Here is a 14,943-nt window from a genome sequence, read left to right on the forward strand (position 1 = left end):
CTGCGCCGCCGGCAGCCCCGGCCGGGGGACAAGTGGCACCTGGACGAGGTCTTCATCAAGATCAACGGCGTGCAGAGGTACCTGTGGCGGGCCGTTGACCAGGACGGCAACGTGCTGGACATCCTGGTGCAGAACCGGCGGGACAAGGCCGCGGCCAGGCGTTTCTTCCGCAGACTTTTGAAGAGGACCGGTGTGGTGCCGCGGGTGGTCGTCACTGACAAGCTCCGCTCATACGGCGCGGCCCTCCGCGAGGTCATGCCCCGCGTCGAGCACCGGCAGTCGAAGTACCTGAACAACCGGGCGGAGAACAGCCACCAGCCAACGAGGCAGCGCGCATACGGGCGCTGTGTGCGGGCCTCATGCCAGGCCCCAACTCGGTCGAGTGAAGACGGCGTAATCGGGAAACCCTGGCGGCCGCTCACGCGTAGTGCTGGGCATGAAGCCGATCAACGAAGCGCACGTGGCAGAGCCGGGCCTGGCCGTGGTGGAAATCGCGGCCGCCGACGACAAGACCGCCTTCGCCGTCCAGGAGCTGCTCGCCGCGCGGTACGCGATCGCACCAGCGGACCGTACAACCCGAGAGCCCGGCGTACGGCTGCGCTGCTTCCTGGACCTGCGCCAACAGCCCGACTCGTAGCGCTGCGGGCGGCCGGCCAAGCTCCACGGCCCGGGAGGATGCCGACGAGGGCCGTCTCCGCCTCACCCAGAGCTTGTTGGGTTCTTACTCACTCGGAGTGCGGCTGAGACGAGCCGTTGGGCAGGAGCAGGTCATTCGATCCTGTTGGTTCCGTGGAACGGGAAGGTATGGCTGCCTGCACCGTCGCCGTCCTGGTCGTAGACGGCCTTGCCGTCGGTGCTCCAATCGAAGTTGCGGTTGTGCGAAACGGCGAGCGCGCAGGGGTAAGCGTCCTCCTCCGATACATACCGGACGGTGTTGATCAGGCCACGGTAGTCGCATGTCTCCGTGTCGACGATCTGGTCGCTCTCCTGGTACTGCTCCAGCCGTACGGTGAGCTTGAAGCTGTCCAGGATCCGGTCTCCGTTGGTGTCGCCGCCACCACCGTAGGACCACCAGATGAAGGCCGACGAGTAGTAGACACCGCCGCTGTACGACACGCACAACTTGACATTGATTTGGGTCCAGAAACCCGACCCATCTATGCCCGCGTGCCTGACGGCGATCGTGTTCTGAACCCTGCAGGACGGACCGTCGTCCGCGGCTTGAGCCGGCGATACGGCCACCGTGATCAGGGCGATGAGAGCCAAGCAGGTGGCGAGCAACGGACCGACGCGCCTCCGCCCTTGCAGCTCGAAGGGACCCGTGCTGCGGCCAACACCGTGATGTCCTCGTCGGCAGGCCATCAGAACTCGCCCTTGGCGTCGTTGGCTCCTGCAGCGACGATCCCGCCCGCGTTCGGCCAACCGTTGCCGAGCGGCGCTACTTCGCCCTCGTTCGGCCAGGAAGTGGCCGGCTACCCCACCGCTGCTCGGCCAGTCGTTCGCGGCGGTGGCGGGGGCCGAGGCCAGGGCGGACAGGCCGCCGGCGAGCAGACCGAGCGCGGCCAGGCGCACCCTCAGGTGCCTTCCATGCTGCATGAGCGCAACTCCCTTTCCCAGAACGAGGCCGGGGGCAGCGTCTGCGTGTGGATCCGCCCGGCCTGTACGGACCTTCCAACGGTCCACAGCCAGCCAGCCGCAGGGCAAGCCTTTGCATCAGGACGCAAAGCCACGGCGCGTACCGCCATCTCAGTCCTCACATGGCAGGTGCGCCACCACTTCAGGTCCAAAGAGTGCGCGCCGGGATGTGGGGCGTCAGCGGTGCACGAGACCGATGGCCGAAACGAGTTGCGGGCGGGTCGCAGGGATCTGGGAGGGAAACCGATTTCTGCTGTACCGCGTCCCACAACCATCAGGGCACGCATCCGGGGGACGCATGCTTCGCATTCATTTCACTGCCGAGGATCTGGGACGAGTGCGGCTGGCACCGCGGGCGGACGCGCTGTGGGAGACAGTACTGAGCCTGCATCAACTGGCCCGGCCGGGCTTCTATTTCGCGGCGTGGTCACGCCGCACCCGCCGCCAGGTGACCCTGTCCGGTGTAGGCGCGGACGTACGGCTGCTGTCCTCACTGGTCCCGCCCGCCGGATACTTCCCGGACTTCCTCACCCCGACCACCACCGGATCGTGCGCCGACCTGGAAGCGGGGATCGACGCAGTGCTCTCGACCGGCAAGCAGCGGCTGCGCACCGACATCACCGTCCTGGCCGACGAGATCCCTTCGCCTGCCGGCTGGCTGGACGACCTTGCCTGCGGTCGCCCGCCTGCGCTGCGGCGTCTGGGCACGGCGCTGCGCCGCTACCACCAGGCCGTCCTTACCTCGCACACCGCAGCGTCCGCCGCCCAGGTCGGGACGGACCGCGAAAAGCAGGCGCAGCGCCTGCTCGCCCACGGCAGCGAAGCCCTGCTCGCCCACCTCGGCCCCACCCTACGGTGGAGACCGCCCGTACTCGAGGCCCACTACCCAGTCGACCGCGACGTCCACCTGGGCGGCCGGGGCCTGACCATCACTCCCAGCCTCTACGCCCACCACTTACCCGTCACCCTCGCCGACCCCAACCTGCGGCCCGTCCTGGTCTACCCCGTAGAACGCGGCCCGCTCTGGCTGCCGGATACCCCCGATGCCCCGATGGCGAGCGCACTGGACGACCTTCTCGGCCCCACCCGCGCGGCCGCCCTACGTCATCTCGATGCCGCCCACACCACCACTGCTCTCGCCACCCGCCTGGGCACGTCTGCTTCCACCGCCAGCCGCCATGCCGCCGTCCTGCGCCGGGCCGGCCTGGTCGTCACGCAGCGGATAGGCACCAGCGTCCTGCACACCCGCACCCTGCTGGGCACCGCCCTGGTCCACGGCAACTGACCGACCCCCTGATGACGTTCTGTCCGGCTGAATTCACGGCCTTGACCAGCGCATACAGCCGCACCGGACCGCGTCGTGGAGTACACCGTGCGCAGGGCGGTGCGCACCCGATGCGGCGCACTGCCCGGCGATGCGGGGCCCCCAGCCCGGCGATGCACACTGCTCACTGGGGCGTCAACCGGCGCCGCAAGGGCTTCGCTCCCAGTTGGTCCGCGCTCATCGATCCGCGAAGCCCGCCCGGACGGCGCCCCGCTCTACGTGATCCTGGACAACCTCTCCGCCCCACGAGAACTGGCGGATCCGCCGCTGGGCGGCCCAGAACAAGGTCGAGCTGTGCTTCACCCCGACCAACGCGTCCAGGGCGAACCCGATCGAGGCGCACCTCGGACCGCTGCGGCAGTTCACCCGCGCCAACTCAAATCATCCCAACCACACCGTCCAGACACGGCAGTTGCACCGATACCTGCGCTGGCGCAACCAGAACGCGCGGCACCCCGACGTCCTGGCCGCCCAACGGCGCGAACGCGCCCGCGCCCGCAGCGAGAAAGGCATCCGCTGGGGCGGCAGGCCCTGGTCAGCGCCAGCCTGATGGCGGCTGAGGGCTACGGTCCGCAGGTCGACAGCATGTGCGAGAGCTCGATAACGAGTCCCGTGTCCTTGACCTCTGCCACAGTTGAGGTTGAAGACTGTCACCATGACCAATGATCTTGAGCTCAGCGCAGCTGCCCTGCCCGATCCAACCCGTCCGGACGCGGGTCTTGTTCTTATCTCCGAATGGCACACCCAGGGCCCCCAAGAGCAGGAAAGAGTCATGAGCGGTGTCATCGACGCCTGGGAGAACACCCGGCTTCCCACCGCCTATCTCTCGCGCTACTGCCTCGAAGGGGTCGATGGCCAAACGATCCTCAACTATGCCCAGTGGACCCACACCGCCGCCCACCGAGCGTTCGCCGCCGACCCCCAGAACCAGCAGACCCTCGGCAACGCGATCCAGGACGTGATCACGGCCGGCCCGCCCGGCCGCTACACGCTCTACCGCTCCACCGCCCTGCGCGGGACCGCCGTTCGATACTTCACCACGGCGTCTTACGACACTGAAGATTTCGCAACCGCCCGCGAACTCGCTGACAAGTTGGCCGCTCGGAACGCTGCCGCCGCACCACCCGCGCTGATCGCTGAGCACTTCCACATCAGCGAAGACGGGCAGCGACTCTACGTCCTCAGCGCACACGAGGCCGAGCCAGTGGAAACCACTCCGCGCTTCCGCCCCTACCGTGGCCTGGCCCGGCGGTCGCCCGTCGCGAGCTGAAAGGCTCACGCCCGCAAATGCTTCATTCCCTCACGCCCACCGTCCACCCCGGTGAACCTTTCCGGTCACGGCACTAGCGTTACGGGAGCTGCGCGGGACGGCGTCGGTGAGCTTGCGGGCGGCCGACGCTGAGATCCGCTCGCCGGCGGCGGAGACGATGTCCGGCTCGGCGTGGCGCCGGCGCCGGACGGCCGTGGCGCGTCCGGGCCCAGCGGCGACGAGTTCGCTCGACGTCGTGACGCGGACTCCTCGGTCGCGCTGCGGATGGGTGCCGAAGCAGAGGTCGTTTGACGGGTGGTCATAGAGAACTGAGGCGGTTGAGGAGACGTCCGGGCAGCGACACCAGCGCACCGCGCGTCGTGAGGTTCCGTGTGTAGACGCCCTCAAGGACGAGAGCGAGACTGATGTCGAGGGCATCCGCCTCGCCCATGGCCGTCCCGGAGAGGGTGCGTGGACTGCTCCAGCTCGAACGCCTCATGTGCACGGCGGCGCCTGCGCGCACCAGTTCATGGCTGCGTTTGCCGCCGCGTTCGGCGTAGGTGTACTCACGCCCCTTGACCGAGATCCGCAGGGCACGCCCCCTGCGGCCTGGCCACCACACGTTCCTGGTGAGCTCCGCCGGGTCCCAGTCGACCCGTAGCTCCCCACTGGCAAGCAGGGGGCGGCGGAGATAGCGCAGCCCGAGATAGGTGGTGAGCGGCAAGCTCTGCCCGCTCGCCGCCACCTCGCAGTATTCCGACGGGTAGTCGCTGTACTCGGTAGGGAAGGCCAACTCGATACGCCCGAGTCCCTCCACGTGCCCCACCCATGAGTAGGTGTCGCCATGCGGCCCCTTGCCGGATGAGGCAGCACGGTGCAGTTCGAAGGAGACCCCGCCGCTCATATGCTGGACGCGTTCGTACTGCGGGGACGCTGCGAGGTGTGCTCGGACAGCCGGAGCGCCGGGTCGACGGGGGCGAACCCATGACGCCGGTAGAAAGCCTCCAGCCGGGTCCGGTCGGCGCCGAACTCGTCGGTGGGTGTGCACGCCAGGGCCAGGCCGCGGGCGTCGGCCTCCGCGCAGAACCGCGTAAGCACGCGGGTAGCGTGGCCGCCGCCGCGGCGCCCAGAGACCCGCATGTAGCGCGGCTCCAGCAGGTCATCGTCGGGGGCCAGGTCAAGGCCCAGCAGCCCGTCGGAGGAAACACCGACGGGCTGGACATGACGGGCCACGCCGTCGCCCACGATGGGATGCCACCACTCGGCGGCCCGATCGAGCCAGTTCGGGCGTTCCAGGTCCACAGGTGTGATCTCCCATCGTTCAGGACCGCAACTGGTGCATGGGCTGGGAATCCTACGGACTCACCTGCCGCTACAACCGCAGCAACCTCGGCTACGCGGCTTCCACCGCCACCGCACCCATGGCCGGAAGGGCGATGGCCACTTGCTGGCGGGCAGCTTGCAACTCACCGAGGCGCTGACGGAGTAGGAGCTGGGCAGTACGTCGGCCGGCAGGGTCCGCAGCCTGCTCGGCAGCCCCTTCAGCGCTGCGGCCGCGCCGCCGGAGACACGCCTCGTACGCGGCGTCGGCTTCCGCCAGCGCGTTGTGCGAGCGCAGCAGTCGGCGCAGCGCTGCGTCACGCCGCTCGTTCCGGATCCGCTGTGCCACCTCGGGCCCAGTGAAAGCGACCCAACTCGGATCGGCGTCCGGGCCGCAGGCCCGTTCGCACACCGACGTCAGCAGGGCGCGGGTGTCCCTCTCGCACTGCGGGTGAGCTCGGCGACCGCGGCCGCGTCCGGGAGGTCCGCCCGTACGGCGACGGCCAGGTCGACGGCCTCCCGCACCAGCGCCTCGGTACGCCGCCGGTGCGAGCAGCCCGGGCACAGGCCCGCGCACTCGGGCAACCCGCAGTCCGCACAGGGCGCCTGCCGACGGGCCAGCTCGGCATCCTTCTCGAGGGCGCGGCGCCGCGCCACCGCTGCTCGGCCTCACGAGCTACCCGAGTCCGTCGGGCTTGCGCCCGCACCCCGTGAGCAGGGGCCTTTCACCTGTCCTGTCAGATCCGACCGGCCTGGCTGTCGAGTTCATCCACCGCGAACTCGACAGCGACGTCGCCGCCCCCTGTACAGTTCACGCCTCACCAGCCAGGGCGGGTCCCAGTACCCCGTCCCGATGCCTGGCTTTTGCTCGGCCCAGGTGGCCCACGATGGCTTAGCCGGGATGGTTACCAGATCACGCACATCGCGGATGAGCTTGTCAGAAGTGGCTTCGGGGACTCGCTGTCGGTTCCGGACCCGGGACTGCGAAAAGCTGCGGTCGCATGAGACGCGGTCGCGCTTGGCGCCTCCGTCGCCGCCCGCGATGGATCTCGAGACGTTCCACTCTGGACGTCATACGACGGCGCGACTCGGCGACCCGCTGCACGTAGACGTCCGGCTCCGGCTCGGACTTCAGCAGCCGCCGCATCTCCACTTCCAAGCGAGCCGCTGGCGCTGTCACGTTGTTGGGTGGGTAGACGGCCATCAGGCTGATCTCGGTACTGGCGAACGGGAAGTAGTCGATGCCGGCGAACTGGCCGCCGAAGAACCGCTCCCGGCGCGGATCGGTCCCATCGTGGAAGGCGTCCGGACTCGGGAAGAGCAGCTCCAGCTCGTCCGCCGCCGGTTTCAGTTCCTCGGGCGAGATGAACCCGGGAAGGATCACGAACCCGTCCTCGCGCCATGCCCGTGCTGCTTCGGTCAACTCCATGCCGGAAGGCTCGACGAGACTGATCCAACGCGCAACGGATTTACGCTCTCGACCAAGGGCGAGGGCGGCATCTCTGGCTCCGTGAACCCAGCAGGTGATCATTTGTCAGACAAGCCCTAGTGGAAGTAGGCGCTGGCCCCCTCAGTTCCCAGCAGGACGATGACGAGGAGCGAGCCCAGGGTCGCCAAGAGAAAGCGGAACAGGACCAAGAGGCGTACCCAGGCGGGAAATCCGGCGTTCGCGGCGGCGAGCACGGCACGTGCGTCGATGTCTTGGACGGTCGGGTCACTGGACTTCTTGAAGGCGGCTTCCGCATACCGGGTGGCGAAGACCTGGCTGGCGGTGACGGAGCCAACGCCGAGCAGTATGACCGGCTCGATGACCCACGACGCGATCCGGCCGGTAGCGTTCGCGGCGAGGTTGAGCGAAGCAAGGATCATCAGGCATGCGGCGATGGCGAGCGCGAGCGTGAACTCCCAGACATTCTCCTTGAACCTGATCCGGTGCCGCGCGAGGACCTCGGCCGGATAACCCTGCCTGCTTACCTCTGCTTCGGCGGCGCGCTGGGCTGTGCCTCCGGTGACCCAGACGGTGATCGGAATGACCAAGAAGGTGGCTGCGAGCAGGAGTTGCAGGGTGATGGCGATGGCGACAGGGACCGGCACGGATAACCTCCGGAGGGCAGTGAAGTGCCTCGACTTGAACTAAGTACAAGGCGAAGCTAGGGCGCCACCTGAACTAAGTGCAAGTCGTGCCTTGAACTTTGTGCAAGTCGGGGTCGAGTGCCTATCGTGTGGGCATGGCGCGCGACACGCTGACCAAAGACCAGATCGTCCGGACCGCGATCGAACTGCTCGACGGCGAGGGCCTGGAAGGCCTCAATATGCGCAGTCTGGGCAAGCGGCTCGGCACCGTGGCGACCGCCGTCTACTGGCACGTCAAGAACAAAGACGACCTGGTGGTACTCGTCGGCGACCACGTGTGGAACGAGATCGAACTACCCGATCTCGACGCAGTCGACTGGCGCACAGCTGCCACCGAGATGGCCGTCGGTATGCATGCGATGCTCACCAGGCACCCGTGGCTCGTCCAGGCCTTCGGGTCCTACCTCTTCTACGGCCCGGGCAAGGCGCGCTACGACGACCACTCCCTCGCCGTCTATGAAGCGGCCGGCTTCACCGGCACAGACGCGGACCGCGCAGCGGCTACCGTCTTCACGTTCGTGCTCGGCAGCGTCCTCGGTTCATCCGCCACCGCATCGCTGACCAGGCGGCTCAGCCGCAACGGCGGGAACGCCGAGGAGCTGATCCAGGACGCCACGGCGAAGGCGGCCGAAGTCGCCCTGCAATTCCCGCTCCTGCGTAGCCGCCTCGAAACCCCAGCGGCCCACTACAACGCGACACCCGAGCAAACCTTCGAATACGGTCTTGAGGCGCTACTCAGCGGTCTTGAGGCTGCACTTTCAACACCTTCCGCTGCCTGAGCCGACAGACCGCAACGCGTCGAGGTGGCCAAGCAGTCACCCACGAGCCCGCCGGAACCCAGCGGTCGCGACTTCCCTGATGATTGGGTGTGTTCAAGCGTCAGGGGAGGCGTCAGTTGGACGAGTGGTGCCTGGTGTGGGTGCCCGATCCGGGGCAGTGGGGATCGCTGCCGCCTGAGGGGGTTTTGGGGGTACAGGACCTGCCGACCGAGGTCGCCCTGATCGGTCTGCGGCCGGGAGATCCGGTGTTCGTTGCGCCGGACGGAACGGTGGACCAGGGGCTGCTGGATTTTGTCCGATCCGTCGAATTCCGGGATCTGGAGCGGGAGACCAAGCGGAATTACGCGACGGATATCCGACCGTTGTTGACTTTCCTGTCCTCGCGCGGAGTTCCGATGAGGCGAGCGGCGAGGCAGGACTTGGCGGACTACCGGCACTGGAGATGTCGGGCTCCGCAGAACCCGCTCCGGATCAGCCCGGTCCCCGCGCCGCACGATGTCCACCGGCAGTGGGGACACCTTCGCCCACCGGAACAACTTGGTGAACGCAGCCGCCTCACGGTTCCACTTCGTCCCGTTGGCGGACTCGGTGAGCTCGCGGGGGCGTTGTCACGTTGTTGGGTGTGGGGGTGTCTGACGGTGTGCCGGGGCGTGGTGGAGTCGGCTTCCGGCTGTGTGCTCACGGCGCGGTGGGCAGGCTGGCGACGCCGGTGATCTGCTCCCAGATCGCAAAGCGGACGGTCATCTCGGCTCGGTAGTCGGATGCGGGGATCAGATGGCGGCGGGGCCGGAAGTGGGGCGAGATCCCGCTGAACGCGGACAGAAACCGCTGTGCTCCGCCCACTGAGCGGAAGCCTTTCATCGCCCGTTCGCGCTGCTGGTCGGCTGGTGGCTGTTCTCCGCCCGGTTGTTCAGGTACTTCGACTGCCGGTGCTCGACGGAGGACATGACCTCGCGGTGGGCCGCGCTGTAGGAACGCAACTTGTCGGTGACGATCACCCGCGGCACCACACCGGTGCTCTTCAAAAGTCTGCGGAAGAAACGCCTGGCCGCGGCCTTGTCCCGCCGGTTCTGCACCAGGATGTCCAGCACGTTGCCGTCCTGGTCGACGGCCCGCCACAGGTACCTCTGCACGCCGTTGATCTTGATGAAGACTTCGTCCAGATGCCACTTGTCCCCCGGCCGGGGCTGCCGGCGGCGCAGCGCGTTGGCGTACTGCTGCCCGAACTTGGCGCACCAGCGGCGCACCGTCTCGTAGGAGACGGTCACGCCGCGCTCGAGCATGAGCTCCTCGACCTCGCGGAATGACAGTGGGAAGCGGTGGTACAGCCACACGCAGTGGGAGATGACCTCGACCGGGTACCGGTGCCCCTTGTACAACGGCGACACGGCCCCACGGACAGCCTCCTCCAGCACGATCAACCAGAAGATCATCCCACCCGGTCAGCCAACGTGACAGCGCCGTACGAAGAGTAGAAGGCCGTCCACCGCCGCCGCGAGGGCGGCGTGTTGGGGCCGATCCAGGCGACATTCGTGTCCGTCAGAAGGTGAACCCGGTCCGAGGTCCGGCACGGACTGAGTGTTCGGGCGCGCCAAGGCAGTGATGCTCCGCCGGGCCCGTCCCCGCCGCTGGGCATGGCAGTTGGCTGCGCCGGGGGCCGCCTGGTGTGCGGTTGCTGCCTCAAGGGATCGGCAGGGTCACGCAGTTCGGGTTTCACCCGCGCGCCTGGTTGACGGTGACCACGCCTGGCGGCTTCCATGGCGGGCGGGCCTGTGAACGCCCGGCCGCGCGACGGACGAAGCCCCCAAGCCCTCCGTCGCCGAGGACCGGCCAGAAGCGTCACCGCTCCATCCGCACGACTGTCTGCTTCTTCACACAGCGCGCACCGCCGGGGGCCGGTCCCGCGCGGAAGAGACGTTTCATGCATCCTCCGGCCGCCTTGTTTCTGACCGCCGACCGTCGGCGCAGCACCGGCGAATCCCACCAGGCCCTGTGTGCCCTGCTGCCCGGGTCCGGTAGGCCGTTGTCCATTCCGGCCGCGCGCCATGTCGAGCAGGCCCGGCTGGAGGCCGCGGTCTTTCAGCGGGTGTGCGCGATGGGCGGGCTGAGCGAGCATCCGCTGGGGATCGTCCGGGTCCGCCCGCAGGAGGGCCGGCTCACCCTCCAGCTCGTCGACGAGCCGTCCGTCATCAGCCACTGGATCGACTTCCTGTACCCCAGGGTCAGTGAGGAGGCGGGCGACGACACGCGTGACCGGGTGTCCGGCGTGCCGGGGCTGCGCAGTGCCCGCGAGGCGGGAGATATTCGCCTGTACCGGCCGGGCATGGCGGCGGCGATCACTCTGTCCGGGTTCAACCCGCGCTGGTGGGAGCGGATCGTCAGCCGGTGCGAAAAGACCTACGGTCCGTTGCTGCGGCACACGGGCTGGACGGCCGTCGAGCGGGCGGCCTACGACGCCCACGCGGCCTGCCCGAGCGAGGCCTCCCCGCTCCTGTCGCCGCTGCTGCGCCGGATCCGCGTGACCGCCGGCCCCGGCACGGTCAACAGCACCGATACCTGGACCACCGGCAACGGCGTCCGTCTGGAGACGACGGACGGCCCGCCCTGCCCCGACCTCATCCGGCTCTGACCGACGGGCCCTGCGGACTGGGCTGGGAGGTCGAGAACAAGGTGTGCACCTGCCTGTGCGATCACAGCCACGCCTCGCTCGGATGCACCGTCGACTTCCGCGACCCGGCCACCGGACGGCCGGTGTGGTACTCCAACCTGAAATGGGGCCGCACCCTCGACAACCGCCGCAGGGAGACCGTGACCCGGTTGAGCAGCGCCGCGTGGCGGGGGACGGCAGCCCAGGGCTAGGACGCGGGGTCTCCTCATACGCCGCACCCCTAGCGTGTATATCGCGTACCAGCTGCGCACAGAAGGCGTGCCTATCGCCCGCCATAGGGCGTGCGCCGGGCAGGGCGCGGGCTCCTGACCGGCGCACGCTCAGCGTGCCTGGGCCCGGGCGTGGTAGCGCTCCTGCAGCTGGCGCAGCATGGTGCGGCAGTGCTCGGCCAGGGGCCGGTGCTGGTCCTCGTCGATGACCAGAGCGACGGTGTGGACGCCGTCGGCTCCCGGTATCGCGGCGCGGGGCTGGGAGGCGCGCAGGTTGGGCCAGTAGCGGCCGTGCGCGAACCCGGAGGCCGCCCGCCAGGCGGCGCCCACCTCGACCGCGGTGAGGCCTGCCACGGGGGCGGCGGCGAGCAGGATCTGGTGGGTCCTGGGCGCGGTGAGCGGGGCCAGGGCGAGGTGGTCGGCGATGACGCGGATCTCTGCCCGGCGCTGCGCTCCGCTCAGGCCGCCGCCGGTGGGGAGGTGGCCGGTGTCCTGTTCGTGCTGGTGGCGGTTGCGCATGTCCTCGTCCCACAGCGACAGCGCGCGGCGCCGTCGTTCGGCCCGTCCGGTGCCGTCCAGGAGCCACAGACCGGTGGCGAAGTTCTCCAGGGCGCCGCGCAGCAGGGTCCAGGGGCTGGTGGGGTCGACCTCGCCGGCCGCCGTCAGGCGGCGTAGCGCGTCGGCGTGGGCCAGGCCTGCGGTGTATGAGGCGCGGATCAGGTGAGCGGCCGCGTAGGCGCCAAGTGGTGCGTCGTCGGTGGCCAGGCTGCTGGCCGGGGCGGGGGCGGGCAGCTGCCGGTAGGCGCCGTCTGTACGGGCCTGCTCGACCTCGCGGAAGAGGGGCAGGAGGTAGGCGCCATTGAAGTCGCGCGTGCTCATGACCGGCCACGGTAGAAGCCAAGGAGCAGAAGAGGTAGCGGATTTGTGTGCTGCCCAGGCCGGGGCGTATCGGCACCTGAGTCTGTGTCGGCTCCCCGTGTCTCGCGGTGGGCCGCTCGCCCCGGGCCCGCGTTGCTCCGGGGCGGAGCGGGTGCAGGAGGGGCTACGGGGTGGTGTCCTTGGCGGTGACGCGGTCGTCGAGGTAGATGACGGCCGTCGGCCCGTCCGCGCCGTTGGAGGGGATGACGCTGTCCAGGGCCTGGGAGATCGCGGCGCCGACCCGGCGTCCGATCGAGCGGTCCAGTTCGGTCCAGGGGCTACTCAGAGTGTCCGGCTGGATGTTGCGGCACCAGCTGAGCACGGCGGCGAGGGTGGTACCGGACAGCGGCACCGTGACCATCGCGTCCTCCTCGGTGGTGACCTCCTCCTGCGCTGGCGGCCGGAACGCGCTGCTCTGCTCCCGTTGGTGACCGGTGAAGGTCGTCTCGCTGTCCTTGGGGACGTTCTCCAGCAGGTAGGCCCAGGTGTTGCGGTGGCAGCGGATGCGTGCCACCCCTACGCCTGCGGCCTTGGCCATGTCACCACGGAAACGGTCGTAGCTCGCGGGCCAGTCGCTGTAGGACGGCTTGCCTAACAGCTTGGCGATGAATCCCAAAAGTGCTCCTTCTTTGACGGTGCACGGGCTTCAGGCACCGGTGATCAGTCTGAACGTCAGGGAAGCCTGCCACCACGCGCCCGGGTTCATCCCACCGGTTCCGGGCAGGAAGAATCGTCGGAGCGCGGGGGTGCAAAGGGCGGTCGCGGCGAGCCGCAGTCGCTCCACTCCCCCGGCGCCGGTGGCGGGGGCTGCCAGGAGCGCGGCGCCGTTGGCGCCCCTCCTTCGCATCATCGGCTCCCTAGCGGGGGCGTGGTCCGGCATCGTGGTGGGGGTGGTCTGTGGCCTGTCGCTGGCTGAGATCGTGCGCGCTGGGCGGGGCGGAAGCGAGCGTGTCGCGGTCTTGGAGGGGGGCTGCGAGGGCCTGTGCTGACTGCTCCTGGCGGGCGTGGGACTGATCCACCAGTGGTGCCAGCCTCTCCCGGATGGCGCGTACGAGGGAGTCTTCCTGTGCCGTGTGCGGGTGCGTTCGGTCTGTGGCCGTGCCGGCTTGGGGGTCTTGTGCCGTGCCGGTGGGCTTGGCCTCGAGAAGGGCAGCGAGGAACTGCCGTTTGGGTTCCAGGGCTGCCCAGATGTCCGGGTGGGCTGCCGATCCGTCCTGGGTCACCCAGAAGATTCCGTCGGAGTCCGGCTGGGAGGGGAGGGAGCCGGGATCGGGCGCGTCCGGCTGCGTCCGGCGCAGCTGGCGCCATGCCGCCTGGTAGGACCGTCCGCGGGCAAGCACCTCCTCGCTGAGACCTCTCGGCTCGGCCGTGAACGACTCCCCCGCTGCAGCCCACTCTTGCACGAGGGTTTCTGCCTGGTGGTCCCTCTCGCGCGGTATCCAGGTCGGCTCCCAGATCTGCTGGGCTTGCCAGTCGGGAGACTGCACCCGCCTGGCGACCGGACCCGGCAGGTCCGGGCCGTTGCCGTCCGCTGCCGCGAGCGCCGGCATGAAATCCGCCGCCGTGATCTGGCGGAACTGGGTGGTGCAGGTGTCGAGGCTGTCGCTGCCGTAGGAGTGGCGGGCGACGACGAGATGCCCGTGGAGGCTGGCGTCCCGGGCCGCGGCGTACAGCGGCTCCACCATGTCCTGGTTGCGCAGGACATCCCCCGTGGACAGCAAGCACTCCGTCTGGGTCGAATCCTGTCGGCCAACTCGCGGCCTGCGCGGGAGACAGGAAGGTGTGCTCGGCCAGGCCAAGCTGCGTGGCCAGGCGAGTGGTTGCCTCCCTGAGGAATTCGGCGTCGACGATCGTCGGTGTCTTGCCGCTGGCGGCCGCGATCCCCACGGCCGCAGCAACGAGTGCCTCCCGGCCCCCCAGGCCCTGCCCGTAGACGACCAGTCCGCCCTGGCCGTCGACGAGCGCGTCGACGCAGTCGCGGATCACGGGGTGCTTCAACAGACCGGCGTCCAGCATGTGCCTCTCCCCCACTTTTCGGCCCGTGTTGGCTATAGGCCCGCCAGCATTGCAGGTGGTCGGACGTGCGGGTGCCGAGCAGATCACATGTCCCGCGGGATGGGACGCAATCGCCGAAACGGATCCGCTTGGAGGGCCGACCGGGGTTGCAGCGAGGTGCAACTGACCGGCTTCGTGCGCCGCTCGCCGCGCGCCGACGTCGTCCGCGACTGCACCACGGGCGGGCTGAGCCCCGCGGGGCGCCCATGGAAGCGGCGTCGTTTCAGACCCCGTCAGCCCCAACTCTGGGGGCGGCACGTTGGGGCCACTCCAGGCGACATTCGTGTACGTATCGAAGGGCGGTCGACGACCACGATCTCCGAGGCCTCGGACTACTGTGATGCGGATCACAGGAAGATTCCAGGGGTGCGTTGTCGGATCGGGTCCGTGCCGGGACCGAGAGGAGAAGGATTTTTCCCCGACAAGGAGGCCCCCATGGCCACCGAGGACCCGACGCCCAGTTTCACCATGGTTGAGGATGGCGCTGTCACGTTGGCTGACCGGTGGGATGATCTTCGGGTCGATCAGGCTGGGAGGGGTCGTCCGTGGGGAGCGCGTCGCTGTCGTACAAGGGGCACCGGTATCCGGTCGAGGTGATCTCCCACTGTGTGTGGCTGTACTTCCGCTTCCCACTGTCGTTCCGCGAGGTCGAA

At 68.8% G+C, this 14,943-nt stretch carries 15 protein-coding genes and 4 pseudogenes; 8 read left to right on the top strand and 11 right to left on the bottom strand.

Going from position 1 to position 14,943, the window contains the following annotated elements:
* A pseudogene (locus tag ACZ6TU_RS38410) lies at positions 1-333 on the top strand (IS6 family transposase); the annotation flags it as partial.
* A 103-nt stretch (positions 334-436) separates the two neighbouring features.
* Positions 437-637 (top strand): DUF6207 family protein, encoded by a 201-nt coding sequence (locus ACZ6TU_RS38415; RefSeq protein ID WP_467682136.1) that lies wholly within the window; start codon positions 437-439, stop codon positions 635-637.
* A gap of 131 nt (positions 638-768) precedes the next feature.
* On the opposite strand, the gene ACZ6TU_RS38420 is transcribed toward ACZ6TU_RS38415, so the two are convergent.
* A complete protein-coding gene (locus tag ACZ6TU_RS38420) occupies positions 769-1,596 on the bottom strand; it encodes a hypothetical protein (RefSeq protein WP_469553429.1) in 828 nt (275 codons plus the stop codon).
* A gap of 376 nt (positions 1,597-1,972) precedes the next feature.
* Here ACZ6TU_RS38420 and ACZ6TU_RS38425 point away from each other — a divergent pair, with 376 nt between their 5' ends.
* The 3 genes and pseudogenes from ACZ6TU_RS38425 (at position 1,973) to ACZ6TU_RS38435 (ending at position 4,229) form a co-directional block, all read left to right on the top strand.
* Entirely contained in the window at positions 1,973-2,920 is a 948-nt protein-coding gene (locus ACZ6TU_RS38425) for an ArsR/SmtB family transcription factor (RefSeq protein ID WP_467682140.1), read from the top strand.
* Between the two features lie 167 nt (positions 2,921-3,087).
* A pseudogene (locus ACZ6TU_RS38430) lies at positions 3,088-3,509 on the top strand (transposase); the annotation flags it as partial.
* Positions 3,510-3,614: 105 nt separating this feature from the next.
* The gene (locus tag ACZ6TU_RS38435) at positions 3,615-4,229 is read left to right on the top strand and encodes a hypothetical protein (protein WP_467682142.1); all 615 of its coding nucleotides are present in this window, start codon (positions 3,615-3,617) and stop codon (positions 4,227-4,229) included.
* Positions 4,230-4,527: 298 nt separating this feature from the next.
* Here ACZ6TU_RS38435 and ACZ6TU_RS38440 read toward each other — a convergent pair whose 3' ends face one another.
* The 5 genes from ACZ6TU_RS38440 to ACZ6TU_RS38460 all read right to left on the bottom strand — a co-directional run bounded on the left by ACZ6TU_RS38440 (position 4,528) and on the right by ACZ6TU_RS38460 (position 7,622).
* Complete coding sequence (locus tag ACZ6TU_RS38440) at positions 4,528-5,112, bottom strand: hypothetical protein (protein ID WP_469553431.1); 585 nt, start codon at positions 5,110-5,112, stop codon at positions 4,528-4,530.
* Positions 5,109-5,510, bottom strand: a complete 402-nt coding sequence (locus tag ACZ6TU_RS38445; protein WP_467682146.1) for a GNAT family N-acetyltransferase — start codon at positions 5,508-5,510, stop codon at positions 5,109-5,111. Before ACZ6TU_RS38445 ends, ACZ6TU_RS38440 begins: the two co-directional genes overlap by 4 nt.
* Before the next feature lie 435 nt (positions 5,511-5,945).
* On the bottom strand, positions 5,946-6,185 hold the full coding sequence (locus ACZ6TU_RS38450) for a hypothetical protein (protein WP_467682148.1): 240 nt from the start codon (positions 6,183-6,185) through the stop codon (positions 5,946-5,948).
* A gap of 280 nt (positions 6,186-6,465) precedes the next feature.
* Positions 6,466-7,059, bottom strand: a complete 594-nt coding sequence (locus tag ACZ6TU_RS38455) for a phytanoyl-CoA dioxygenase family protein (RefSeq protein ID WP_467682150.1) — start codon at positions 7,057-7,059, stop codon at positions 6,466-6,468.
* A 14-nt stretch (positions 7,060-7,073) separates the two neighbouring features.
* Positions 7,074-7,622 carry a hypothetical protein gene (locus ACZ6TU_RS38460; RefSeq protein WP_467682152.1) on the bottom strand — a complete coding sequence of 183 codons (549 nt, stop codon included), beginning with the start codon at positions 7,620-7,622 and terminating at the stop codon, positions 7,074-7,076.
* A 134-nt stretch (positions 7,623-7,756) separates the two neighbouring features.
* Between ACZ6TU_RS38460 and ACZ6TU_RS38465 the strand changes: the two genes are divergently transcribed.
* Positions 7,757-8,440: a TetR/AcrR family transcriptional regulator gene (locus tag ACZ6TU_RS38465; protein WP_467682154.1), complete on the top strand. Its 684-nt coding sequence runs from the start codon at positions 7,757-7,759 to the stop codon at positions 8,438-8,440.
* A 678-nt stretch (positions 8,441-9,118) separates the two neighbouring features.
* On the opposite strand, the pseudogene ACZ6TU_RS38470 reads toward ACZ6TU_RS38465, so the two are convergent.
* Positions 9,119-9,873 (bottom strand): annotated as a pseudogene (locus ACZ6TU_RS38470) (IS6 family transposase).
* 488 nt (positions 9,874-10,361) lie between these two features.
* Here ACZ6TU_RS38470 and ACZ6TU_RS38475 point away from each other — a divergent pair.
* A complete protein-coding gene (locus tag ACZ6TU_RS38475) occupies positions 10,362-11,069 on the top strand; it encodes a hypothetical protein (protein WP_467682156.1) in 708 nt (235 codons plus the stop codon).
* Between the two features lie 359 nt (positions 11,070-11,428).
* On the opposite strand, the gene ACZ6TU_RS38480 is transcribed toward ACZ6TU_RS38475, so the two are convergent.
* From ACZ6TU_RS38480 to ACZ6TU_RS38495, 4 genes are all read right to left on the bottom strand, one after another.
* Positions 11,429-12,196 (bottom strand): hypothetical protein, encoded by a 768-nt coding sequence (locus ACZ6TU_RS38480; RefSeq protein WP_467682160.1) that lies wholly within the window; start codon positions 12,194-12,196, stop codon positions 11,429-11,431.
* A 163-nt stretch (positions 12,197-12,359) separates the two neighbouring features.
* On the bottom strand, positions 12,360-12,851 hold the full coding sequence (locus ACZ6TU_RS38485; RefSeq protein ID WP_467682162.1) for a hypothetical protein: 492 nt from the start codon (positions 12,849-12,851) through the stop codon (positions 12,360-12,362).
* Positions 12,852-12,881: 30 nt separating this feature from the next.
* A complete protein-coding gene (locus tag ACZ6TU_RS38490) occupies positions 12,882-13,085 on the bottom strand; it encodes a hypothetical protein (RefSeq protein WP_469553437.1) in 204 nt (67 codons plus the stop codon).
* Positions 13,086-13,092: 7 nt separating this feature from the next.
* Positions 13,093-13,956 (bottom strand): hypothetical protein, encoded by an 864-nt coding sequence (locus ACZ6TU_RS38495; protein WP_467682164.1) that lies wholly within the window; start codon positions 13,954-13,956, stop codon positions 13,093-13,095.
* Between the two features lie 879 nt (positions 13,957-14,835).
* Between ACZ6TU_RS38495 and ACZ6TU_RS38500 the strand changes: the two are divergent.
* A pseudogene (locus tag ACZ6TU_RS38500) lies at positions 14,836-14,943 on the top strand (IS6 family transposase); the annotation flags it as partial.

The sequence above is a fragment of the Streptomyces sp. NPDC052064 genome (assembly GCF_055585925.1).

What these genes read in the sequence shown, in the direction of transcription:
- ACZ6TU_RS38415 (WP_467682136.1), top strand. Translation starts at nt 437, where the DNA reads ATGAAGCCGATCAACGAAGCGCACGTGGCAGAGCCGGGCCTGGCCGTG.
- ACZ6TU_RS38420 (WP_469553429.1), bottom strand. Translation starts at nt 1,596, where the DNA reads ATGCAGCATGGAAGGCACCTGAGGGTGCGCCTGGCCGCGCTCGGTCTG.
- ACZ6TU_RS38435 (WP_467682142.1), top strand. Translation starts at nt 3,615, where the DNA reads ATGACCAATGATCTTGAGCTCAGCGCAGCTGCCCTGCCCGATCCAACC.
- ACZ6TU_RS38440 (WP_469553431.1), bottom strand. Translation starts at nt 5,112, where the DNA reads ATGAGCGGCGGGGTCTCCTTCGAACTGCACCGTGCTGCCTCATCCGGC.
- ACZ6TU_RS38455 (WP_467682150.1), bottom strand. Translation starts at nt 7,059, where the DNA reads ATGATCACCTGCTGGGTTCACGGAGCCAGAGATGCCGCCCTCGCCCTT.
- ACZ6TU_RS38465 (WP_467682154.1), top strand. Translation starts at nt 7,757, where the DNA reads ATGGCGCGCGACACGCTGACCAAAGACCAGATCGTCCGGACCGCGATC.
- ACZ6TU_RS38475 (WP_467682156.1), top strand. Translation starts at nt 10,362, where the DNA reads ATGCATCCTCCGGCCGCCTTGTTTCTGACCGCCGACCGTCGGCGCAGC.
- ACZ6TU_RS38480 (WP_467682160.1), bottom strand. Translation starts at nt 12,196, where the DNA reads ATGAGCACGCGCGACTTCAATGGCGCCTACCTCCTGCCCCTCTTCCGC.
- ACZ6TU_RS38490 (WP_469553437.1), bottom strand. Translation starts at nt 13,085, where the DNA reads ATGATGCGAAGGAGGGGCGCCAACGGCGCCGCGCTCCTGGCAGCCCCC.